Raw genomic sequence first — 21346 nt, 5'->3', positions numbered from 1 at the left:
ATCTTATCATGCTGTTCAATGACCTGTTCCGGGAATCATACCGGACGATTCTGGTCAGGGGCAGCGAAGAACCGGAATATCTCCCTGTGAGCGAGCCCGAGGGTCTTGCCAGGGTAGTCTTTGCCCATGGTTTTTTTGCCAGTGCCCTGCACGAGATTGCCCACTGGTGCATTGCCGGTGAGCATCGGCGCACAATGTACGATTACGGATACTGGTACTGTCCGGATGGACGAACACCTGAACAGCAGCAAGCGTTTGAGCAGGTGGAGGTGAAACCTCAGGCCATAGAGTGTCTGTTTTCCCTGGCGGCCGGCTTCCGCTTTCACATCAGTGTCGACAACCTCGCCGGCGGAGGCGCTGCCGATGGAGATGCATTCCGCCTGAATGTGCTCAACCAGGCGAGCGATTACCTTGCCTGTGGATTACCCCGCCGTGCACAGCAGTTCTACGATTCGCTCTTGCAGTTTTACAGCACTGGTGCCCGGATAGATGAAACCTGGGCTCGAGTGAAGACCCGTCTGTTAACTGCAGAGCAGGAATACGATCAATCAAGGATACCTGAACCCCTATGACATCAGAACCAAAGCATACCGGCGATTTACGCTTCAGCGACCTCAATCTGGACAAGCGACTGCTGGATGCCATTTCCAAAATTGGCTTCGAGTACTGCACGCCCATTCAGGCAGAAACGCTGCCCTGGACCCTGGCCTGTGAAGACCTCATTGGCCAGGCTCAGACGGGCACCGGCAAGACTGCAGCCTTTCTGATTACCGCGATTCAGTCTTTGCTGGAAACTCCGATCGACGAGAAAGAGCGTTTTGCCTCCGAGCCCCGTGTTCTGGCGCTGGCGCCCACCCGCGAACTGGCCATGCAGATTGCCAAGGACGCCGAACAGCTGTGTCATTACACTGGCCACAATGTGGTTACTGTGGTTGGCGGGATGAACTACGACAAGCAGCGGGAGCAGTTGCAGAACGAAATTGTCGACATCCTGGTGGCTACTCCGGGCCGATTGATCGATTTCCTGGGCTCACAGGATGTTTTTCTGGATCAGCTCGACATCCTGATTCTGGATGAGGCGGATCGAATGCTCGATATGGGCTTTATCCCGGACGTCAAGCGCATCATCCGCAAGTGTACCCCCAAGGATGAGCGTCAGACCCTGCTGTTCAGTGCCACCTTCAACCAGGATGTCCTCAACCTGGCATCCATGTGGACCCGAAATGCTGAGTTTGTCGAGATCGAGCCGGAACAGAAGACTGCAGAACGAGTTGAACAGACTGTTTTCCTGGTGTCCGATAACGAAAAGCTGCCGGTACTGGTGAATTACCTGAAGCGGCCGGAAGTAGAGAAAGCGATTGTTTTTGCCAACCGTCGTGACCAGTGCCGTGATCTTGAAGAGGATCTTAAAAACCAGGGTGTGAAAGTGGCGTTGATGTCTGGCGAGATCGCCCAGAACAAGCGGCTGAAAACGCTAGACCAGTTCAAGAAGGGGCAGATCCAGGTGCTGGTTGCTACCGATGTGGCGGGCCGTGGCATCCACGTAAACGGCGTGACCCATGTATTTAACTACAATTTGCCAGACAATGCCGAAGATTACGTTCACCGCATTGGTCGTACTGGCCGTGCCGGTAAAACCGGCGTATCGGTGAGCTTCGCTGGTGAAGAGGACGCGTTTGCCCTGCCGGAGATTGAAAAATACATCAGCCAGAAGCTGAAGACGGCGGTGCCAGATGAGAATCTGACAGCCGCCATGGATAACCCGCCGATTACCCGCAAGCGGGGTGGTCGCCGGCCGCAGGGCAACAGCGGTCGCGGGCCCAGACCACGTCGTCATTGAGAGTCACTGGTGAGACCACTGTTATGCTGATCGTTGCGGACGAGAATATACCCTTACTGGATTCCTTTTTTGGCGACATCGGAGAGATTCGCCGGGTGAATGGCCGGACGCTGGCTCCGGACCAGGTAAGGGATGCCGATATACTTCTGGTCCGTTCGGTAACCCGGGTAGACCGGCAGTTGCTGGAGGGTGCCCGGGTGCGGTTCGTTGGTACGGCCACGATTGGAACGGACCACATAGACCAGGCCTGGCTCCAGGAACAAGGCATCGGTTTCGCCGCTGCGCCAGGCTGCAATGCCGTCAGTGTGGCAGAGTATGTGCTCTCGGTATTGTCGCTGTACGCCGAAAAGCGGGGTATTGAAGACTGGTCATCCCTGACGGTAGGGATTGTCGGGGTGGGTAATGTCGGTGGTGAGTTGGCCCGAATGCTGGAGCGGCTGGATTTCACGGTAAAGCTCTGTGATCCGCCCAGGCAGGAAGCTGAAGAAGAGCACGCAGAGGAGTTTGTGCCGCTGGCCGAGGCTCTGGAGTGTGACGTTGTAACCTTGCACACGCCGTTGACGCGAACTGGAGACCATCCCACCAACCGGATGATCGCGGGCAGCGAGCTCGCGGCGCTTGGGCAGGATCAGTTGTTGATCAACGCCGGCCGGGGCGAGGTGATAGACGGAGAGGCATTGCTTGCCCGGCTTCAGCAGGCGGACTCGCCCACGGTGGTGCTGGATGTCTGGGAGCATGAGCCCAGAATCAACCCGGATCTGCTAGACCGGGTGTGGCTGGCGACGCCACACATTGCCGGCTACAGCCTGGAAGGCAAGATGCAGGGCACGGAGATGATTTACCAGGCCCTGTGCCGTTACCTGGGGCTGCCTGTGCGCAAGAAAGCCGGACAGTTTCTGCCGGAGCCGGCCCTCAGTAAAGTGTCCTTTACCAGCAGTGCTGATGAAGATGAGGCCGTTCAGGTTGCTTTGCGCGCCTGTTACGATCCCCGCCGGGACGATGCCCGCCTGCGGCTGACCATGCGCGGTAATCCTGAAGAGCGGGCGCAGGCCTTTGACAGGCTACGCAGGGACTACCCGGTGCGCAGGGAATGCTCGAGTCTGAAAGTGCAGTTGAAGGGTAGCAGCAAGTCGATTCAGGACAGCTTCAGGGCCATCGGGTTCAAACTGAAGATCTGACACCCTGAATGTCTTACTCGTCAAAAGAGAAGGGCGCCTGTGTGGCGCCCTTTTTCATGTGATTACAGTTTGGCGTTCTGTAGCGCTGCAATTCGGTCCTCCAGCGGCGGGTGGGTCATGAACATTGCTGCCAGACCTTCGCGGGCGCCCCGGTTGATACCGAATGCCTGCAGGGTGTCCGGCATCTGATCCGGAACCTCACTTTCCTTTTTCAGGTGCGCCAGGGCACTGATCATGGCGCCTCGCCCTGCCAGTTGGGCACCGGCAATGTCGGCACGGTATTCCCGACGACGGGAGAACCAGAACACGATGGTGCTGGCCAGGATGCCGAGCACGATTTCTGCCACGATGCTCACGACAAAAAAGCCGATACCATGGCCGTTCTCATTCTTGAAGATGACCCGGTCCACGAACGAGCCGATCACCCGCGATGCGAAGATAACAAAGGTGTTTACCACGCCCTGGATCAGCGTCAGAGTCACCATGTCGCCATTGGCCACATGGCCAATCTCATGGCCCAGTACGGCCCGGATCTGGTCCTTGTCGAAGCGGCTTAACAGCCCCTCGCTGACCGCCACCAGAGAGTCGTTTTTATTCCATCCGGTGGCAAAGGCATTGGATTGCTGAGCAGGGAAGATCGCTACTTCGGGCATGCCGATGCCGGCTTTCTTTGCCAGCTCCGCGACGGTTTCAATCAGCCAGCGCTCCGCCGGCGTGCGAGGCGAGTCGATCACCCGGGCTTTGGTGCTCCACTTCGCCATGGGCTTGGAGAGAAACAGCGAGATAAACGCACCAGCGAAGCCGAACACCGCCGCAAACGCCAGTAGCGAGCCGTAGTCGATGCCTTGTTGTGCCAGATAACTATCGACCCCCAGCAGTCGCAGGGTAAAACTGGCAACCAGAATAACGGCCAGGTTAGTGGCCAGAAACAACAGAATACGCATGGTTTTTTCCTGTATCAGCTTACCGGGAAACGTATCGCCTTTCTGACCGATATATGTGGATCCGGTTCAGCGGTTCAAGAACCTTAACGCCATTTAATGAACGGGTTGCAGGCCTGAATCGTTGAAGAAGGTTGATTGCACCGCCAGACTGATGCGGCTCGAACTGCCGCTTTTCAGGGCGGAGCGCAGCAGATGAATATAGGTGGACAAGTCTTTCTGAACAGAAGGCGGCAATTCGGGCTCGTTTGAAACCGCCGACAGTTCCCTCAGAAGCGCCTGAGGGGCCGGGGCGCTGAGCCGAACAAATGCCTCCCGGGTCAGCACCGCCTGATCCAGAGCTTCCTGGCGAATGGTATCCACGTAACGGAGCAGGCCTTCTTCGGACAGCCAGAGCAGGGCACCGAAACAGGCCATATGGCGCTTGCTGTGCAGGCCGAATTCGTCGGGCTCGTCTGGCCCGGCGATATCCTCCACGAACAGGTTTACCCGCCGGGGAAACGACATGTAGAGCTGAACCAGAGCAATTGCAACGTCCTTGTAGAATTCCTCGACATGAATGTCTGCCATCCTGACTCCGGTTTACTGGCGATAGTGTTCAAGGAAATTGCCCAGACGGCCCATGGCATCCGACAGCGTGTCCGCTCTGGGCAGGAAAACAACCCGGAGATGCTGCTTGTCATCAATGTTGAAGGCCGAGCCCTGAACCAGAAGAATTTTCTCCTGAAGCAGCAGATCCAGAACCAGCTTCTCGTCATTCACCACCGGGAAGTGCTTGGGGTCCAGCCTTGGGAACAGGTACAGCGCCCCTTTGGGCTTGACGCAGCTCACCCCGGGAATGTCGTTCAGCATGCGCCAGGCGGTCTCGCGCTGCTCGTACAGACGCCCGCCCGGTGCCACCAGATCGTTGATGGACTGATAGCCGCCCAGAGAGGTCTGGATTGCCAGTTGGGCCGGTACGTTGGCGCAAAGGCGCATGTTCGACAGCATGTCGATGCCTTCGATCAGATCCCGGGCCTTGTGTTTGGCTCCGCTGATGATCATCCAACCAGAACGGTAACCGGCCGCCCGGTAGTTCTTGGACAGACCGTTGTAGGTGAAAAACAGCACATCGTCCGCCATCGAGGCAATGGATGTGTGCTGGGTACCATCGTAGAGAATCTTGTCGTAGATCTCGTCCGACAGGATGATCAGATTGTGTTCCCTGGCCAGTTCCAGAACCTGCTGTAGCAGTTCCTCTGAATACACGGCACCGGTCGGGTTATTCGGGTTGATCAGCACAATAGCCCGGGTCCGACGGGTAATCTTTTTGCGAATATCATCAATGTCCGGGAACCAGTCCTGTTGTTCGTCGCAGCGGTAATGCACCGGCTTGCCGCTGGACAGCGTGACGGCGGCGGTCCAGAGCGGGTAGTCCGGGGCCGGAATGAGTACTTCGTCGCCGGTGTTCAGCAATGCCTGCATGGACATTACAATCAGTTCGCTGACGCCATTGCCCAGGTAAATGTCATCAATATCGACTTTGGCGATGCCCCGCTGCTGGCAATAGTGCATCACGGCCTTTCGGGCCGAAAACAGGCCTTTGGATTCCACGTAGCCCTGGGCCTGGTGCATGTTGTAGATGACGTCTTGCTGGATTTCTTCCGGCACGTCGAGCTCGAAGGCTGCCGGATTGCCGATATTCAGCTTCAGAACGCGGTGCCCTTCTTCTTCGAGCCTGCGGGCCTCACGCAGAACCACGCCACGAATTTCATAACAGACATTGTCGAGCTTGGCGGATTTGAAAAAGTTCTGCATGGGAGCCTGGGTCCTTCGCTAAGGTTCTGAACGAAAGCCTTATTCTAGCGGAGGGACGCCTCGGGGTAACAGGGGCAATTGTGTGGAATTGTGGCCAATTCAGGATAGTTTACGGACCGTCTTTGAAGTGATGTGTCATCAGGCTGACCCGAACGGACAATTTGCGGTGTTGTTGTGGGAAATTATATTGTGCACAATGTAAATCAGTCGTTCATACAAATCGGCCGGAGCCGGCCAATACAGGAGAGATAGTTCATGGCGAGCGAAACCATTTACAGCTTCAGTGCCAAAGATATCAAAGGGCAGGAAGTTTCAATGGACGATTATCGGGGCAAGGTTCTGCTTATCGTAAATACGGCCTCAAAATGTGGTTTTACGCCCCAATTTGAGGGGCTGCAGTCGCTCCATGACGAATTGGGGGAGCGTGGGTTTGAGGTGCTGGGTTTCCCCTGTAACCAGTTCATGAATCAGGATCCTGGTAACGACGATGCCATCAGCCAGTTCTGTTCCCTGAACTACGGTGTCAGTTTCCCCATGTTCGCCAAGATTGAGGTGAACGGTGACGGCACGCATCCGCTGTTTCGGTTCCTGAAACGTGAGGCCAAAGGCCTGATGGGTTCTGAGAAAGTGAAGTGGAATTTCACCAAGTTTCTGGTTAACCGGGAAGGTCAGGTTGTGCGGCGCTATGCGCCAACGGCGAAGCCGGCCGACATCCGCGCCGATATCGAGAAATTGCTCTGACCATGACAGATAACGATCAGATACTGGCGCTTGATAACCAGATCTGTTTTGCACTGTATGCACTGAACCGGGCGGTGACTGCCAGGTACCGGCCGTTACTGGAGGAGCTGGGGCTGACCTATCCCCAGTACCTGGTCATGCTGGTGATGTGGGAAGCGGACCGTGAGGGAATCAAGCCGCGGGTCAGCGACCTGGGGGCCAGATTAAGACTGGACTCGGGCACATTGACGCCGCTGCTTAAACGCCTGGAGCAGCGGGATCTGTTGCAACGGGCTCGGCTAGCCGAGGATGAACGGGTGGTTCGGCTGAGGCTGACCAATGCCGGACGGGCGCTGCGGGCCAAGGCGGCGAACGTGCCCGGCCGCCTTATGTGTGGTCTGGATATTGAACCAGAGCGATTGCTGTCACTGCGACAGGAACTCAGGAGTCTGTTGGAGGTTCTGGAGACAGCGGAGCCCAGCGAGCGATAACCGCTCTGAGTTCGTCACGATTGTAGGGCTTGGTGATGTAGTCATTCATGCCCGATGCCAGGCAATCCTCCCGATCGCCCTGCATCACATTGGCGGTTACCGCAATGACAGGTAGCGTTTGCCATTGCGGGTTCTGGCGGATAGCACGGGTTGCTTCGTAACCGTCCATAACCGGCATCTGGCAGTCCATCAGTACCAGGTCGTAAGTTTTGTTTTGCAGTGCCTCAAGGGCTCTGCGCCCGTTCTCCGCGTGATCTACCCGGTGCCCCAGTTTCTTCAACAGGCTGCTGGCCACCAACTGGTTGACCTGATTGTCTTCCACCAACAGGATGTTTAAAGCCGGTATCGGTTGCTGGCCTGTGCCAAGGGACCGATCCGGGCGTGTTGATTGCCCACCCGAATCCAGTCCGCCGGCTGCGCAGAGGCATCGGAACAGGTCGTCCCTTCGCAGCGGCAGTGCCACGACGCAGTGTCTGGGGTGATTGCTGGTTGCGGTTCCGGACTGATCGGCCAGAATCACCCCTTCTCCTCGCCAGTCATTGGCAAAGGCAAGGCTTTCCCGGGGCGAATCTGCAGCATCAATCAGCAGGATTCCTTCCGGATGCCGACTGGCACTGCGCACCGGTATGTTCCAGGAGCGCAACTGGGACTCGATGGCCAGTCTGTGAGGGTTGCTCTGGGGCAGGGCCATGGCGATACCAATATCGCTCAGGCGTCGTAGAACGCCTTCTGCGATCTCCGGTTCATCGCCCTGGTGTACCGGAAGCGGCAGGGTCACGGTAAAGTGGGTTCCGGCGCCTTCCTTGGAGTCCACCAGAATCTGGCCATGCATTCGCTCCACCAGTTGCCGGCAGAGTGTCAGCCCAAGCCCGGTTCCGCCGTAGAGGCGGGTGGTGTCAGTATCGGCCTGGGAAAACGGTGAGAATATCCGGTGCAGGCCTTCTCTCGACATACCGATCCCGGTGTCGATGACTTCCAGTCGCAAGCTGCCACCGGACCAGCTGGTGCGAATCTTTACGGTGCCTGCATCGGTGAATTTGATGGCATTGCTGAGCAGATTGTTCAGAATCTGACGGGTACGGGTGGGGTCCCCCAGAAAATGCTCTGGCAAATCCGGCGCAGTCTCGTTAACCAGGTTAATGCCTTTGCGCCGGGCTTGTTGAGCGTGCAGGGTTGCGCATTCTTCAATCAGTTTTCTCATGCTGAAAGGAATGCTTTCCAGGGAGAGTTTGCCAGCCTCTACCTTGGAGATGTCGAGAATGTCGTTGAGCAGGCCGAGTAAGCTCTCACCGGCATTCAGAGCGATTTCCAGGCGATTGCGTTGACCTGCGTCTTTCTCGCTTTCCAGTGCCAGACCCAACATGCCCAGAACACCGTTGAGTGGTGTGCGGATTTCGTGGCTCATGCTTGCCAGAAAGTTGGCCCGGGCGCGAGCTCTGCGAACAGCGTCTTCTTTGGCGCGGACCAGCGCCCGGTTACCGCGCAGCAAAGCTTCATTTTTTTCCGAAATCTCCCGGGTCCGGTCCTCCACTTCCCGTTCCAGCTGGCTGGAATAGTTTTTCATGGCGCTTTCGGCGGATCGCAGCTTGGCCACGCTCACTTCCATGTTTTCCAGGTGCTGGTTGATGATGCCCACCATGGTGCCGATTTCATCACCTTTGTGGTTTTCCGGAATCGGAAGCCGGACTTTCTCCGGAGAACTTGCCCGCACCTGACTGAGGGCGTTGATGACGTTCATCATGGGCCGGGTCAACACAAAATAGAAAATGGCGAGCAGTACACCGGAGAGCGCAAGGCTTTTCAGCAGCCCGATAATCAGGGTATTGGTCGCCCGGGTGAGAAACTGTATGCCGTAATGATAGGTGTCGATAGTTACAACAAGCTGGCCCAGAGGCAGATCCGCCAATTGCGGCACCTGCAGTTCCTCATTGAACACGCGGCTGGCGCCAAACAGCAGATCGCTGATCCAGCGATAGCGGGAAACCGGGCTGCTCTGGCTGGCCGCAGCCATGGTCTGGCCATCGCTGTCAATAATTCGGGCGTCTATGGTGGCAGGGTGTTGCAAGAGGCCGTCGAGCAGCTCCTCCGCGAGCCGGACATCAATGTTGTAGGCAATCTGGGATGCCGGGCTCTGGCTGATTTCAATCAGGGCGCGAACTTCGCGATCCATCGATTCCCGGGCGGTGAAGTAGTCCAGGGTGATCTGGATCAGGTTCAGTACCAGGCCCAGCACCATGGCGACCAGGACCGTGTCCCGAGTGAGGCGATAGGAGAGCCGTTGCCTGATTCTGTTAAACACGATGTTGCGTCATCCTTGAGATATGGGCGTTTACGAAGCTGCGTTCAGTCGTCGTAATCCGCTTTTTTCTTCCAGGTGCCGTCGTCCTGCAGAAAGTTGTCCCATTCCTTGTCCAGCTTGGAATGGCTTTCCTCATTCATCTTGCCCTCTGTGCTCATTTCCTCAAGTTCCTTGATGCGGGTACGGAAACTCTTCACCGCTTTCATGGCCAGAGGGTTGTCCCGGGATTTGCCCATCTCAGTACTGGCAAGGTGATAAGCGTGAATGGCCTTGCGGATCTGGTTCTGGCGAATGAAATCCCGGGCCTGGAAAACGTGCAGGTCGGCGTGGGTTTTGTGCACCAGAAACAGAACATACTTCAGATTCTTCTTGGCGGTGGCAGAGTCTATCCGGCCGGCTTTATGCATAGCCTCAATCAGCTTGAACAAGGCCTGGAGCAGTTCTTTGATGTAGGTGGACTTTTCCGGAGAGTCGACTTTTACGGGTGGGCGCTGGTCGTTCTTTTCCAGAATCTGCTTTTTGGTTTGCGCAATGTTCTCCAGCCACTGTTTTACCGGCTGATCACTCTTCAGCGCGGTCAGTTCCTGGCAGGCGTCTTCCATGCGCTTGAGCAGCAGCAGTTTAAGGTCTGGCGTGAGGTATTGGCCGGGAATATCGGTAAGCAGGCGGTAGGCCTTGTTGTAGGCATCTTCCTGAGCCGTCATTTTGCGAACGCGTTCGATCCTCGCTTTTTCCCGCATCTGGCTGAAAACGATAATAACCAGGGAAACGGTGACGATCGCGGCGAGCAGCAGCACAATGGTAGTGGTATCCATGGTGTGGGGTTAGGCTCCGGATTGAATGAACGTCTGGCCCGAGGGCTTGTTTTATTGGTTTTGATATTATTCGGTAACGCCCTGAAAGCCTAGCAGAAATATGCTATCCCGTCCTTTTCAGGTTGTAATCAGGGCAGTAGGCTCATTTATTACGTGAATTTTCAGATTCCTGTATATTGCGGAAATGAATAATACACTCTGCTGCTGACGGTGAGGTCTGGCTGCCTATGGACATTTCCCGTGTTGATCTGAACCTGCTTGTGTACCTGGATGTGCTGTTGCGGGAGCGCAATGTAACCAAGGCGGCTAATCACCTTGGCATCACTCAGCCGGCCATGAGTAACGGTTTGCGGAGGCTGCGGGATCTGTTTGGCGATCCCCTGCTGGTGCGAACCAGTGAAGGCATGACGGCCACCGAGCGGGCCAGGGAATTGCAGCCACTGGTTCGCGGGATTCTATCGGATATCGAGCAGGCGGTGCAGGAAAAAACACCGTTTGCGGCCGGTGAGAGCCAGCGGGTGTTCCGGATCATGGCCAGTGATTACGCGGAATCCTGCCTGATGCCACGGGTGTTGCGCCGTATCCGACAGGAAGCACCGCATGTCACGCTGGATGTTCTGACGCCCAGTGACGTCAGTTTTCTGGATGTGGAGCAGGGTCGCCTGGACATGGCGATTAACCGTTTCGACAAGATTCCCCAGTCGTTTCATCAGAAAACCCTCTGGACGGAATACTTTGCGTGCCTGATGAACGCCCGGAACCCGATCCTGAAAGAGCCGTTTACGCTGGATACCTATCTGGACGCCAGCCATATCTGGGTCAGCAAGACCGGGTTTGGCGTCGGAGTGGGAGTAAACCCGAAGGATGTTCAACGCCTGGGCTGGGTGGACGAGGCGTTGGGCCGAATGGGGCGCAAGCGCCAGATTTCCGTGTTTACGCGCCATTATCAGGTGGCGATGCTGCTGGCGGAACAACACGATCTGATCGCCACGCTGCCATCCAGAGCAGCCTGGCTGCAAAAAGATAATCCAAATCTGGTGGTCAAGGTGCCGCCTTTTGAGATTCCGCCCTTTGAACTCAAGATGGCCTGGAGCCCGCTGCTGCAGCACAACTCGGACCATCAGTGGCTGCGCAAACTGATTGTGGAAGTGGCGGAAGAAGTGGATGAGGAATTTGCGCCATTCGGGGCCAGTTTCGAATCACCCCAGGCAGTTCAGGTGTCCCACTCAGAGCGGTAGTTCGCGTAACTCCAGAGAGGGGCGCGCGGCGTCCCACATTTTCTGGAACGCCTCCTCCATCAGCCGGACCCGGCGGCCAGCGGAAAAATCGGCAAAGCCCTCGGGCTTGTCAAAACTGTGTCGGTACAACACGCCCTGGCGGTCGACCAGCAGGAAAGGCTGGTCTTCCATGGGGTAGTCCTCGTTCACCAGCCGGAGTTCAATGCGGCTGGTGAGCCGGCGCATCAGTTCTACCAGTTGGTGTCGTCGTTGCACTAATGGCTTGTCGTCGTGAATCAATAAACGGACCTCGCTCAGTCGATGGCGACGGGCGAGGGCAGAGACCAATTCCCGCAGGCGATGCCGGTCGTAGAATTCATGGTCCAGAATCCGGTCGTAAAGCCATAGGCGCTGGCCAGCCTGGCCAACCAGGGAATCCATCAGGTTCATGAAGGATGAGGGCTGGTCAAACAGCCAGGATTCCTCATCGGCTCCCAGGATTAACGGGTTGCTGCGTCCTGCACCGGCCCGATGGGCGAGATCCGGTGCCAGACAGCGCATGTCGAGGTGCGGAATGCCGGCATCCTCATAGGGGGTAAGCGAACAGATGTGGAAGCCGCATCGTTGGTAAAAACCAGTGGCATGTTCCTGGGCTGAGAGCCGGAGTTCCTGGTAACGGCCGGCAGACTCGGCGATCAGGTGCCTGAGCAGGGCTTCTCCAACACCTTTGCCCCGGGCTTCCGGTACCACGGCCATGCGGCCGATGTAGCCGGTTTCTTCCAGGGCGGAAAACAGGCGGGCGGTGGCCACGGGTTGGTTGGACGCATCGACGGCAAGATAGTGATCCGCAATCTCGTCGGTGTCATCCCACTCAAGCTCTGGCGGCACCTTCTGCTCATCGATAAACACCCGTTGGCGAATCTCGCGAATCGACCCGGGTGCCAGTTGCCAGCTGTATTTGCGAAATCTCAGATCCATGGCTTACTCGAAATAGATCGAGCCCTGGTTGTAGAGGTTGGTCAACAGTCCCAGCAACGCTTCGTCGCCGGCAAATTCTGCCAGTGTCGCCATATCAATACGGGAGCGGGCACAGAGCAGGGGAGCCAGCGGACGGGCGTCGCCCTTGAGCAGGAACTGTTCGCCATCAACAAACAGAGCGGTCTCATCATTCAGCTCATGGTAAGCGAAGCGAGAGCCTTCGTTCCAGCGCAGCTGTTCGCCGGCCCGGATGGCTTCGGCCAGATCATCAGGCTCAGCTGGCTCGTCGGCTGGAACGACGATGTCCATGCTTTTGGGGGCGGTGGCGAACTGCCCGAACCAAAGCGCCAGATTGCGGCGATCACCGAGTTGCTCCCGAATCACGGCGTCGAGACGGTCGACGACATCGGCGCCGATGGTTCCGGGGTTATCCTGAACCTGAAGATCCGGGTCATCCAGATGTTCAGCCGCTTTTTCCTTCTGGCTCAGGTAGTCGGTAAAGCTGGTCAGTACGTCGTCGACGGTAGGTGCCCGAAAACCCACAGACAGGGTAATGCAGTCGTCTTCCGCCACCCCATGATGGCCAACGCCCGGTGGCAGGTACAGCATGTCACCCGGCGCCAGGGTCACGGTTTCTTCACCGTCCCAACTGCTCAGAATCCGTAAGGGTGTACCTTCTACCCGGGGCGATCTGTGGTCACAGTGTCCGCCGAAGGTCCAGCGTCGGTGGCCCTGGGCCTGCAGCAGAAACACGTCATACATATCGTAGTGGGGCCCAACGCTACCGCCTGTCGGTGCGTAGCTGGCCATGATGTCGTCCAGCCGCCAGTTGGGGATGAACCGGAAGTTGTCGAGCAGATCAGCGATTTCCGGTACCCAGTGGTCCAGGCCCTGAACCAGCAGGGTCCAGTCCTGCTCCGGCAGCTCGCTGAAACGATCGGGAGTGAACGGGCCATTGTGAAGCTGCCAGGGTTTTCCTGCATCGTTCTCAATGACGATGCGGGATTCAACGGCTTCCTCGCAGGCCAGTCCGGCCAGTTCATCCTGGCTGACCGGGCACTGAAAACCGGGAAACGCCTGGCGGATAACCAGTGGCTTTTTCTGCCAGTAGTCGCGCAGAAATTCATTGGCTGTCAGCCCGCCAAGCATATCCATGGTGTTGCTCCTGCCTAGATGTCTTTGGCCTGGTCGATCGCGTTACCGATGTAGTTGTCCGGGGTCAGGGCGCGCAGCTCGGCCTTCGCCTGTTCCGGGATCTCCAGGGTTTCCACGAAATTCTTGATGACTTCGGGCGTCATGGCCTTGCCGCGGGTCAAGTCCTTGAGCTTTTCGTAGGGTTTCTCGATGTTGTACCGGCGCATCACGGTCTGGATCGGCTCCGCCAGCACTTCCCAGGCGTTGTTCAGGTCTTCGTTCAGACGGGCAGGGTTGATTTCCAGCTTGCCCAGACCTTTGAGGGTGGCTTCGTAGGCAATCAGGCTGTGAGCAAAGCCAACGCCCAGATTGCGTAGTGCGGTAGAGTCGGTCAGATCACGCTGCCAGCGCGAAATCGGCAGCTTGGCGGACAAATGGCTGAAGAGGGCATTGGCGATGCCCAGATTGCCTTCGGAATTCTCGAAGTCGATCGGGTTCACCTTGTGGGGCATGGTGGAGGATCCGATTTCACCGGCCACGGTCTTCTGCTTGAAGTAGCCCAGCGAGATATAGCCCCAGATATCCCTGTCCAGATCGATCAGAATGGTGTTGAAGCGGGCAATGGCATCGTAAAGCTCGGCGATGTAGTCGTGGGGTTCGATCTGGGTCGTGTACGGGTTCCAGTCGAGGCCCAGGCTCTCGATGAATTCTTCGGCGTTGGCAGCCCAGTCCACGTCCGGGTAGGCAGACAGGTGGGCGTTGTAGTTACCCACCGCACCGTTGATCTTGCCCATGATTTCCACTTCACGGATCTGCATCAGCTGGCGGCGCAGGCGATAGACCACGTTGGCCAGTTCCTTGCCGACTGTGGTCGGGGAGGCGGTCTGACCGTGGGTGCGGGATAGCATGGGCTGTTCAGCGTGCTCCCGGGCCAGCTCGGCCAGCTTTTCGACCAGGTTGTCCATGGCCGGCAGCAGGCCGTGATCCAGGCCTTCGCGCAGCATCAAGCCGTGGGACAGGTTGTTGATGTCCTCGGAGGTGCAGGCAAAGTGAACAAACTCGGTTACGGCGTGCAGCTCAGGCACGTCGGCAATTTTTTCTTTGATCAGGTACTCAACCGCTTTGACGTCGTGGTTGGTGGTCCGCTCGATTTCCTTGATGCGCTCAGCATCGGCCAGGCTGAACTCGCTGACCAGCTTGTCCAGGAAGGCATTGGCTTCGGCGGAGAACGCGGGCACTTCGGTAATCGCGGGGTGGGCAGCCAGTTTCTGCAGCCAGCGGATTTCGACGGTTACCCGGTTCCGGATCAGGCCGTATTCACTGAAGATGCTGCGAAATACACTGACTTTGCTGCCGTAGCGGCCATCGACCGGAGAAATAGCGGTCAGGGCGGTGAGTTCCATCGAAAACCTCTCAGTTCATCAAAGAAAAAGCGGGACAGGAAAATGAAGCTGCTAATGATACACCAGCCGGCTCGCTGAATCAGCGCAGCAACTCCCGGGCATGGCTGATGACCTTCTTGCGGGTGAAAATGAGTTGCCAGCGGTGGCCGCCACTTTGCCTCCACAGCACGGCAGATCGGATGCCGGCCAGCAACAGGGCCCGTACCTTGTCTGCATTTTCATTACGCTGGAGTATCTGCGGGTTGCCGGTTACCTGAATGCGCAAACGAAAGGTGCTGATGGTGTCGGCATAGATTGAGGCCAGATTGCCCAGAAGGTTGCTGTGACTGTAACCGAAATGGCTGGCCGTATGCCGGGCCTGCTCGATCCTGTTGCCGATAACGTCCAGCATGTCCGGGGAGCGTTTGAGTTTGGCTTCAAGCTGGATCAGGTTGAACATGTACCGCAGGATTTCTACGTCATGGGGTTGGCCGTGCTGGGCCAGTACCGTCGAAAGTACCGTCAATCCTTCCCGTATGTCAGACAATTCGCCGCCGTAGACATCCAGCGTGGAGGCCGGGTTGGTGGCAAACAATGAGCGAATACAGGTTTCCAGGCTGTCTTCATTGCAGTTGCCATTATGGGCAATCTGCTGCACCAGGGTCGCAGCCTGACACAGGCCGGCCAGCGCCAGGGTCTGGTCATGCAGGGAGCGGCTCATGTGTCAGATCCTTCACTTGCCTGGTGCTCAAGTCTTGCCGGTAAGGCTTCGTTATCGCGCCAGGTCTGTTCAATAACGCCGCCGCCCAGGCACACCTCACCCTGATAGAAAACCACGGACTGGCCGGGAGTTACGGCGCGCTGGGCGTCGTCGAAGACGACCTTCACGCCACCGTCTATGACGGTAACCTCGCAATCCTGATCCGGTTGGCGATATCGGGTTTTCGCCTTGCAGCGGAACTTCTGTGCCGGAGGTTCGCCGGCCACCCAGTCAACAGGGCCCGAGACCAGTCCCCGCGAAAATAACAGCGGGTGATGCTTGCCCTGAACGGCAATCAATACGTTCCGGTTGAGATCCTTTTCTGCCACATACCAGGGATCGTCGCCAAACTCCGCAAGACCGCCAATGCCAAGGCCCTGACGTTGCCCTATGGTGTGGTACATCAGGCCTTGATGTTTGCCAATCACCGTGCCGTCGGGTGTTTCAATGTTGCCGGGCTGAGCGGGCAGGTACTGTTTCAGAAAATCGGTAAACTTCCGTTCCCCGATAAAACAGATTCCTGTCGAATCTTTTTTATCGTGAGTAACGAACCCTTGCTCTTCAGCAATTCGGCGAACCTCCGGCTTTTCCAGTTCGCCCACCGGAAACAGGGTGCGGGCGATGCGCTCGCCGGAGACGGCATGGAGGAAGTAACTCTGGTCTTTGTTGGGGTCCAGCCCCTTGAGCAACTGGGCCTTGCCGCTACCATCGTTGAGCGGGCGCTGGCGTGTGTAATGGCCGGTCGCGATATAGTCGGCGCCCAGAGTAACGGCGTAATCCAGAAATGCCCGGAATTTTACTTCCTTGTTGCAGAGGATGTCCGGATTGGGGGTTCGGCCGGCACTGTATTCCGACAGAAAATGCTCGAATACCCGGTCCCAGTACTCCGCGGCGAAGCTGGCGGTGTGCAGTTTGATGCCGATGGCGTCGGCAACAGCCTGGGCATCTGCCAGATCAGTCATTGCCGTACAGTATTCGGTCCCGTCGTCCTCGTCCCAGTTTTTCATAAACAGGCCTTCCACCTGGTACCCCTGATCTTTCAGGAGCCAGGCCGCAACGGAGGAATCCACGCCGCCGGACATGCCGACGATCACGCGGGTGTGCTCGGGGGATTGGGGCTCAGTATTCTGGGTCATTTCGTCTGGGAACCGGTCAAAAGCGCGAATTTTAACATCATCCGGTGATTACGTCTGTCCATCCACAACCACATCAAGAGGGAATTTGCGTCCGTTTCGGTAATCCTCGATGCACTGGAGCACCAGCGGGCTTCGAAGCTGGTCACCGAGTTCCCGGATTTCCTCCGGCGTCAGCCAGTGTGGGCCGATGATGCCGGTATCCAGCTTGTCGGTGGCGTGCCGGAGGGCTTTGGCGGCATAACAGAACCGGTAGTAGGTGACACCATTGGCGGGGGCCTTGTAGGTGTAGATGCCGAGGAAAAAAACCGGTTCTATCTCCCACCCGGTCTCTTCCAGGGTTTCCCGGCGTACGGCATCCAGAATGGCCTCGTTTTCCTCTATATGGCCTGCGGGCTGATTGAAAACCACCTTCCCGCCACTGACTTCCTCAACCAGAAGAAACCGGCCCTGATCGTCTTCAACAACCACCGCCACGGTGGCATGGGGTTTCCAGGTCATGATCGGTGACGCCTCCTTTTGGGCCTGGTTGATAGTTTCGGGGGAGTGTCGGGCAGATTGACCGTAACACTTCGGTATTCGCCGGGCTTCAGGTTATCCAGGGTCCAGTCCCCGATGCGGACCCGGATCAGTCTCAGGGTAGGGTAGCCTACCGCCGCCGTCATTCTGCGTACCTGCCGGTTTTTGCCTTCGGTAATCGTCAGCGCCAGCCAAGTGGTAGGCACATTCTGTCGAAATCTCACCGGCGGGTTGCGGGGCCACAGGTCGGGTGTTTCAAGTCGATCCGCTCTGGCCGGCCGCGTGATCCCGTCTTTCAACACTACGCCTTTGCGAAGTTTTTGCAGGGCCTCGTCTGTGAGCTCACCTTCGACCTGAACCCAATAAGTCTTGGGCATTTTGTTGGTGGGCGATGCGATACGATGCTGTACTGCGCCCTCGTCGGTGAGCAGTAAAAGCCCTTCGGAATCGTAATCGAGTCGACCGGCCGGATAAACGCCGGGTTGATCAATCCAGTCGGCTAGGGTAGCTCTGGGATGGCTGGCGCGCTCGTCGGTAAACTGACTCAATACGTGAAACGGTTTGTTGAAGAGAATCAGCTTCGCCATGGGTGAAGTCCTGTGCCGGAAATGCGCGAAAGCGCCAAGACTACTGCAATCACCGTTGATTAAAAAGCACGAAGCCAGCCCACCGGCAGAACCGGTGGGAAAAGGAAAGAAATGGCAGGCTGCCAGCGTTGGCTGAGGGCTTCAGGCAACGCCTGGCATCAGCCGTTTACAGCACGGGGCGTGTAGCTCTCGTTGCTGTTGCTGGATTGAGCCGCCTGATCCGACGAATCCGATGCCGTTTTCGCCCCGGACTCTCTGGCCGGAACCTCGTCCGGAACAATGTTAATGGCGTGGACGCCCTTGTCACTGGGCTTCTTGTCGAACGTTACCGTCTGACCGGCCTTGAGGGTTTTGTAGCCATCCATCTGGACTGAGGAGAAATGGGCAAACAGGTCATCGCTGCAGCCATCTTCAATGATGAAGCCGTATCCCTTGGCATTATTGAACCATTTGACTTTGCCTCTTGGCATGATGAACTCCCCTGTTCCTTTGCTGTCACTTTGGGAGGCGCTGACTGTTCCTCTGTACTTGGTGCCCGTGTATGGCGGGCAAGTTCCAGAGGCTCGGCAGGTGCTCCCTTATTATTGGTCTTGTGTGTTGAATTCACAGCGCCCTGGTGGCGCCTGAACTGTTGCCAACAACGTGAAACCGGTATTGGCTGTGGTTTCCGGTTACACGATGAAGCATGAGTTTACAATCTTTAACAATGCACATTAACTGTCGGCCAAACCGGCGCCTGAGTCAAGTGCCGGATACTGCGGAACAGGTGGTTCTGGCAGGTCTGGAAGCGGTATCATGTTCGTATTGATAAACAACGCACGCTTGTGGGCAGTGTTGGCTTGAAAACACGCTGCCACGCATCCACATTTAAGTCAGGAACCGAATAACCGGTATATGGAACCATGCGGACAATTGAGAATTCTCTACTAGTATTCAATCAGGGGGAGGATGAACAACCCGGTCGCCATGAGGGGGTCAGTGTTGCGCCGGAGAAGCCTGCCCTGAAGCGCCCGGCGCGTTACCGGGTTGTGCTCCTGAATGATGATTACACACCCATGGATTTTGTGGTGGACGTACTGATGAAGTTCTTCGCCATGAACGAAGAAAAGGCGACGCAGGTGATGCTGCTCGTCCATACGCAGGGAAAAGCCGTATGTGGGGTATATACCCGAGACATCGCGGAAACAAAGGCAGCACAGGTGAACCAGTATTCCTCGGAATGCGAACATCCGCTCCTTTGCGAGATTGAACGTGCGGACTGACAGACGTTGGGGTGGCCCATGCTGAGTAAAGATCTGGAAATTACGCTGAATACGGCCTTCAAAAATGCGAGGGACAAGCGTCATGAATTCATGACCGTCGAGCATTTGTTGCTGGCCCTTCTCGACAATGAATCGGCAGTGGGTGTCCTGAAAGCCTGTGGTGCAGACCTGAAGCGCCTTGAGGAAGAGTTGGTAGAGTTTGTGGACTCCACCACCCCCCTGATCCCTAGCTCCGACAGTGAGCGCGAAACCCAACCCACATTGGGGTTCCAGCGGGTACTGCAGAGAGCGGTATTCCATGTGCAGTCGTCTGGCAAGAAGGAGGTAACCGGAGCAAACGTACTGGTAGCCATCTTCAGTGAGCAGGAAAGTCAGGCGGTTTATGTGCTGAAAAAGCAGAATATCGCCCGGATTGACGTGGTTAATTTCGTCTCCCATGGTATCTCCCGGGTTCAGGGAGCAGAGGACCAGGAAGGCGCGGATCACGCTGCCCAGGACGAAGCAGCGGAAGAGGGCGGTCATTCCCGTCCGCTGGAGAGCTACGCCACTAACCTCAACGAACAGGCACGGCAGGGTCGTATTGATCCGCTGATTGGCCGTGAGCATGAGGTTGAGCGGGTGGTACAGATTCTGGTTCGCCGCCGCAAGAACAACCCCTTGCTGGTGGGCGAGGCCGGCGTTGGCAAGACAGCCATTGCCGAGGGTCTGGCCAAGAGGATTGTGGACGGGCAGGTGCCGGAGATTATCTCGGATGCCGTCGTCTACTCACTGGATATGGGCGCGTTACTGGCCGGTACCAAGTATCGTGGCGATTTTGAAAAACGCCTCAAGGGCCTTTTGAGTGACCTGAAGAAGCAGAATCATGCCATTCTGTTCATCGATGAGATCCACACCATCATCGGTGCCGGATCTGCGTCGGGCGGCGTGATGGATGCCTCCAACCTGCTTAAGCCTATGCTCAGTTCAGGCGAACTCCGTTGCATTGGTTCGACCACGTTTCAGGAGTTCCGCGGTATTTTCGAGAAAGACAGCGCCCTGGCGCGTCGCTTCCAGAAAATTGATGTCAACGAGCCGAGCGTTGAGGACACCTACCAGATCCTCAAGGGTCTCAAGCCAAACTTCGAGAAACATCACGATCTCAAGTACACCGACAAGGCGTTGCGGGTAGCCGCAGAGCTGGCAGACCGGTACATCACCGACCGGCACCTGCCGGACAAGGCCATCGACGTGATCGACGAAGCCGGTGCACGGCAGCGGCTGCAGCCGGAAGACAAGCGCAAGAAGACCATTGACGTGACCGACATCGAAGACGTGGTCGCCAATATTGCGCGAATTCCGCCGAAGAATGTTTCCACCAGCGACAAGGATCTGCTGCGCAATCTTGAACGCGATCTGAAAATGGTGGTGTTCGGTCAGGATCCGGCGATCGAATCCCTGTCAACCGCCATCAAGCTGGCGCGGGCAGGCCTGAAAGCGCCTGAGAAGCCGGAAGGTGCCTTCCTGTTTGCCGGGCCGACCGGTGTCGGTAAAACGGAAGTCACCAAGCAACTGGCGAAGGTGCTGGGCATCGAGCTTGTTCGCTTCGATATGTCAGAGTACATGGAGCGTCATACTGTCTCACGCCTGATTGGCGCACCTCCGGGCTATGTCGGCTATGACCAGGGCGGCCTGCTGACCGAAGCGGTCAACAAGCACCCGCACTGCGTGTTGCTGCTGGATGAGATCGAGAAGGCGCACCCTGAAGTCTTCAACCTGCTGCTGCAGGTGATGGACCACGGTACCCTGACGGATAACAATGGCCGTAAGGCAGATTTCCGTCACGTGATTCTGGTGATGACCACCAATGCGGGCGCTGAAAGCATGGCCCGCCGCTCCATTGGCTTCAATGAGCAGGATCACAGCACCGACGGTATGGAGGTGATCAGCAAAACCTTCACGCCGGAGTTCCGGAACCGGCTGGATGGCATTATCCAGTTCGCGGATCTGCAGAAGGACACCATCACGCACGTGGTAGACAAGTTCCTCACCGAGCTTCAGGCCCAGCTGGACGAGAAGCATGTGGTGCTTCACGTTGACGATGCGGCCAAGCTCTGGCTGGCGGAAAAAGGCTATGACGTGACCATGGGGGCCCGGCCGATGGCGCGCCTGATTCAGGACAAGATCAAGCGTCCGCTGGCGGAGCAGATCCTGTTCGGCCGGCTATCGGAGCACGGTGGTGATGTGTTCATTCAGCTCAAGGACGACGAGCTGACCTTTGATTACGAGGACGAACCGGCTGAAGCCGTGTGATACA

Annotated in this window: 21 protein-coding genes; 8 read left to right on the top strand and 13 right to left on the bottom strand. The window is 57.0% G+C overall.

Annotated elements, in window-relative coordinates; translation table 11 throughout:
* Nucleotides 1-8: 8 nt before the first annotated feature.
* The 3 genes from C7436_RS03710 to pdxB are packed head-to-tail and all read left to right on the top strand — an operon-like array spanning nucleotide 9 to nucleotide 3018.
* The gene (locus C7436_RS03710; protein WP_227499482.1) at nucleotides 9-572 is read left to right on the top strand and encodes an elongation factor P hydroxylase; all 564 of its coding nucleotides are present in this window, start codon (nucleotides 9-11) and stop codon (nucleotides 570-572) included.
* The gene (locus C7436_RS03705) at nucleotides 569-1840 is read left to right on the top strand and encodes a DEAD/DEAH box helicase (protein ID WP_014421207.1); all 1272 of its coding nucleotides are present in this window, start codon (nucleotides 569-571) and stop codon (nucleotides 1838-1840) included. The genes C7436_RS03710 and C7436_RS03705 overlap by 4 nt, the downstream gene beginning before the upstream one ends.
* Nucleotides 1841-1863: 23 nt before the next feature.
* Nucleotides 1864-3018 (top strand): 4-phosphoerythronate dehydrogenase PdxB, encoded by a 1155-nt coding sequence (gene pdxB, locus C7436_RS03700; RefSeq protein WP_014421208.1) that lies wholly within the window; start codon nucleotides 1864-1866, stop codon nucleotides 3016-3018.
* 62 nt (nucleotides 3019-3080) lie between these two features.
* Here pdxB and htpX read toward each other — a convergent pair whose 3' ends face one another.
* The 3 genes from htpX to C7436_RS03685 all read right to left on the bottom strand — a co-directional run bounded on the left by htpX (nucleotide 3081) and on the right by C7436_RS03685 (nucleotide 5756).
* Complete coding sequence (gene htpX, locus C7436_RS03695; RefSeq protein WP_121206751.1) at nucleotides 3081-3962, bottom strand: protease HtpX; 882 nt, start codon at nucleotides 3960-3962, stop codon at nucleotides 3081-3083.
* Nucleotides 3963-4055: 93 nt separating this feature from the next.
* Entirely contained in the window at nucleotides 4056-4529 is a 474-nt protein-coding gene (locus C7436_RS03690) for a hypothetical protein (RefSeq protein WP_011785253.1), read from the bottom strand.
* A 12-nt stretch (nucleotides 4530-4541) separates the two neighbouring features.
* Entirely contained in the window at nucleotides 4542-5756 is a 1215-nt protein-coding gene (locus C7436_RS03685) for a pyridoxal phosphate-dependent aminotransferase (protein WP_011785252.1), read from the bottom strand.
* Nucleotides 5757-6011: 255 nt separating this feature from the next.
* Here C7436_RS03685 and C7436_RS03680 point away from each other — a divergent pair, with 255 nt between their 5' ends.
* Nucleotides 6012-6497: a glutathione peroxidase gene (locus tag C7436_RS03680; RefSeq protein ID WP_023009992.1), complete on the top strand. Its 486-nt coding sequence runs from the start codon at nucleotides 6012-6014 to the stop codon at nucleotides 6495-6497.
* A gap of 2 nt (nucleotides 6498-6499) precedes the next feature.
* A complete protein-coding gene (locus C7436_RS03675) occupies nucleotides 6500-6967 on the top strand; it encodes a MarR family winged helix-turn-helix transcriptional regulator (RefSeq protein ID WP_121206750.1) in 468 nt (155 codons plus the stop codon).
* On the opposite strand, the gene C7436_RS03670 is transcribed toward C7436_RS03675, so the two are convergent.
* Both C7436_RS03670 and C7436_RS03665 read right to left on the bottom strand, forming a co-directional pair.
* Complete coding sequence (locus C7436_RS03670; RefSeq protein ID WP_121206749.1) at nucleotides 6918-9266, bottom strand: hybrid sensor histidine kinase/response regulator; 2349 nt, start codon at nucleotides 9264-9266, stop codon at nucleotides 6918-6920. The genes C7436_RS03675 and C7436_RS03670 overlap by 50 nt on opposite strands.
* A 44-nt stretch (nucleotides 9267-9310) precedes the next feature.
* A complete protein-coding gene (locus tag C7436_RS03665; RefSeq protein ID WP_011785248.1) occupies nucleotides 9311-10081 on the bottom strand; it encodes a hypothetical protein in 771 nt (256 codons plus the stop codon).
* 227 nt (nucleotides 10082-10308) lie between these two features.
* On the opposite strand from C7436_RS03665, the gene C7436_RS03660 reads away from it, so the two are divergent.
* Nucleotides 10309-11319 (top strand): LysR family transcriptional regulator, encoded by a 1011-nt coding sequence (locus C7436_RS03660; protein ID WP_011785247.1) that lies wholly within the window; start codon nucleotides 10309-10311, stop codon nucleotides 11317-11319.
* Here C7436_RS03660 and C7436_RS03655 read toward each other — a convergent pair.
* The 8 genes from C7436_RS03655 to C7436_RS19040 all read right to left on the bottom strand — a co-directional run bounded on the left by C7436_RS03655 (nucleotide 11308) and on the right by C7436_RS19040 (nucleotide 18261).
* The gene (locus C7436_RS03655; RefSeq protein WP_121206748.1) at nucleotides 11308-12276 is read right to left on the bottom strand and encodes a GNAT family N-acetyltransferase; all 969 of its coding nucleotides are present in this window, start codon (nucleotides 12274-12276) and stop codon (nucleotides 11308-11310) included. The two genes, C7436_RS03660 and C7436_RS03655, sit on opposite strands and share 12 nt — an antisense overlap.
* Before the next feature lie 3 nt (nucleotides 12277-12279).
* Nucleotides 12280-13431, bottom strand: coding sequence for a ribosomal protein uL16 3-hydroxylase (locus tag C7436_RS03650; RefSeq protein WP_121206747.1), 1152 nt, complete (start codon nucleotides 13429-13431; stop codon nucleotides 12280-12282).
* A 14-nt stretch (nucleotides 13432-13445) separates the two neighbouring features.
* A complete protein-coding gene (gene purB / locus C7436_RS03645; RefSeq protein ID WP_121206746.1) occupies nucleotides 13446-14813 on the bottom strand; it encodes an adenylosuccinate lyase in 1368 nt (455 codons plus the stop codon).
* Between the two features lie 79 nt (nucleotides 14814-14892).
* Nucleotides 14893-15513 (bottom strand): high frequency lysogenization protein HflD, encoded by a 621-nt coding sequence (hflD, locus tag C7436_RS03640; protein ID WP_121206745.1) that lies wholly within the window; start codon nucleotides 15511-15513, stop codon nucleotides 14893-14895.
* Entirely contained in the window at nucleotides 15510-16688 is a 1179-nt protein-coding gene (gene mnmA / locus C7436_RS03635; RefSeq protein ID WP_121206744.1) for a tRNA 2-thiouridine(34) synthase MnmA, read from the bottom strand. The genes hflD and mnmA overlap by 4 nt, the downstream gene beginning before the upstream one ends.
* Before the next feature lie 48 nt (nucleotides 16689-16736).
* A complete protein-coding gene (locus C7436_RS03630; protein WP_011785241.1) occupies nucleotides 16737-17186 on the bottom strand; it encodes an NUDIX hydrolase in 450 nt (149 codons plus the stop codon).
* On the bottom strand, nucleotides 17183-17791 hold the full coding sequence (locus tag C7436_RS03625; protein ID WP_121206743.1) for a pseudouridine synthase: 609 nt from the start codon (nucleotides 17789-17791) through the stop codon (nucleotides 17183-17185). Before C7436_RS03625 ends, C7436_RS03630 begins: the two co-directional genes overlap by 4 nt.
* Nucleotides 17792-17949: 158 nt before the next feature.
* Nucleotides 17950-18261: a cold shock domain-containing protein gene (locus C7436_RS19040; protein WP_011785239.1), complete on the bottom strand. Its 312-nt coding sequence runs from the start codon at nucleotides 18259-18261 to the stop codon at nucleotides 17950-17952.
* 432 nt (nucleotides 18262-18693) lie between these two features.
* Between C7436_RS19040 and clpS the strand changes: the two genes are divergently transcribed.
* Nucleotides 18694-19053 carry an ATP-dependent Clp protease adapter ClpS gene (gene clpS, locus C7436_RS03615; protein WP_011785238.1) on the top strand — a complete coding sequence of 120 codons (360 nt, stop codon included), beginning with the start codon at nucleotides 18694-18696 and terminating at the stop codon, nucleotides 19051-19053.
* 18 nt (nucleotides 19054-19071) lie between these two features.
* Nucleotides 19072-21342, top strand: coding sequence for an ATP-dependent Clp protease ATP-binding subunit ClpA (gene clpA, locus C7436_RS03610; protein WP_022991058.1), 2271 nt, complete (start codon nucleotides 19072-19074; stop codon nucleotides 21340-21342).
* Nucleotides 21343-21346 lie beyond the last annotated feature (4 nt).

This window comes from Marinobacter nauticus (genome assembly GCF_003634635.1).
Lineage (GTDB): Bacteria > Pseudomonadota > Gammaproteobacteria > Pseudomonadales > Oleiphilaceae > Marinobacter > Marinobacter nauticus.
Note: the sequence above shows the minus strand (reverse complement) of the source record. Positions and strands in the feature narration are given on the sequence as shown.

What these genes read in the sequence shown, in the direction of transcription:
- C7436_RS03650 (WP_121206747.1), bottom strand. Translation starts at nt 13,431, where the DNA reads ATGGATATGCTTGGCGGGCTGACAGCCAATGAATTTCTGCGCGACTAC.
- mnmA (WP_121206744.1), bottom strand. Translation starts at nt 16,688, where the DNA reads ATGACCCAGAATACTGAGCCCCAATCCCCCGAGCACACCCGCGTGATC.
- C7436_RS03655 (WP_121206748.1), bottom strand. Translation starts at nt 12,276, where the DNA reads ATGGATCTGAGATTTCGCAAATACAGCTGGCAACTGGCACCCGGGTCG.
- pdxB (WP_014421208.1), top strand. Translation starts at nt 1,864, where the DNA reads ATGCTGATCGTTGCGGACGAGAATATACCCTTACTGGATTCCTTTTTT.
- C7436_RS03665 (WP_011785248.1), bottom strand. Translation starts at nt 10,081, where the DNA reads ATGGATACCACTACCATTGTGCTGCTGCTCGCCGCGATCGTCACCGTT.
- C7436_RS03710 (WP_227499482.1), top strand. Translation starts at nt 9, where the DNA reads ATGCTGTTCAATGACCTGTTCCGGGAATCATACCGGACGATTCTGGTC.
- C7436_RS03630 (WP_011785241.1), bottom strand. Translation starts at nt 17,186, where the DNA reads ATGACCTGGAAACCCCATGCCACCGTGGCGGTGGTTGTTGAAGACGAT.
- C7436_RS03660 (WP_011785247.1), top strand. Translation starts at nt 10,309, where the DNA reads ATGGACATTTCCCGTGTTGATCTGAACCTGCTTGTGTACCTGGATGTG.
- C7436_RS03705 (WP_014421207.1), top strand. Translation starts at nt 569, where the DNA reads ATGACATCAGAACCAAAGCATACCGGCGATTTACGCTTCAGCGACCTC.
- C7436_RS19040 (WP_011785239.1), bottom strand. Translation starts at nt 18,261, where the DNA reads ATGCCAAGAGGCAAAGTCAAATGGTTCAATAATGCCAAGGGATACGGC.
- clpA (WP_022991058.1), top strand. Translation starts at nt 19,072, where the DNA reads ATGCTGAGTAAAGATCTGGAAATTACGCTGAATACGGCCTTCAAAAAT.
- htpX (WP_121206751.1), bottom strand. Translation starts at nt 3,962, where the DNA reads ATGCGTATTCTGTTGTTTCTGGCCACTAACCTGGCCGTTATTCTGGTT.
- C7436_RS03690 (WP_011785253.1), bottom strand. Translation starts at nt 4,529, where the DNA reads ATGGCAGACATTCATGTCGAGGAATTCTACAAGGACGTTGCAATTGCT.
- purB (WP_121206746.1), bottom strand. Translation starts at nt 14,813, where the DNA reads ATGGAACTCACCGCCCTGACCGCTATTTCTCCGGTCGATGGCCGCTAC.
- C7436_RS03625 (WP_121206743.1), bottom strand. Translation starts at nt 17,791, where the DNA reads ATGGCGAAGCTGATTCTCTTCAACAAACCGTTTCACGTATTGAGTCAG.
- clpS (WP_011785238.1), top strand. Translation starts at nt 18,694, where the DNA reads ATGCGGACAATTGAGAATTCTCTACTAGTATTCAATCAGGGGGAGGAT.
- C7436_RS03680 (WP_023009992.1), top strand. Translation starts at nt 6,012, where the DNA reads ATGGCGAGCGAAACCATTTACAGCTTCAGTGCCAAAGATATCAAAGGG.
- hflD (WP_121206745.1), bottom strand. Translation starts at nt 15,513, where the DNA reads ATGAGCCGCTCCCTGCATGACCAGACCCTGGCGCTGGCCGGCCTGTGT.
- C7436_RS03675 (WP_121206750.1), top strand. Translation starts at nt 6,500, where the DNA reads ATGACAGATAACGATCAGATACTGGCGCTTGATAACCAGATCTGTTTT.
- C7436_RS03685 (WP_011785252.1), bottom strand. Translation starts at nt 5,756, where the DNA reads ATGCAGAACTTTTTCAAATCCGCCAAGCTCGACAATGTCTGTTATGAA.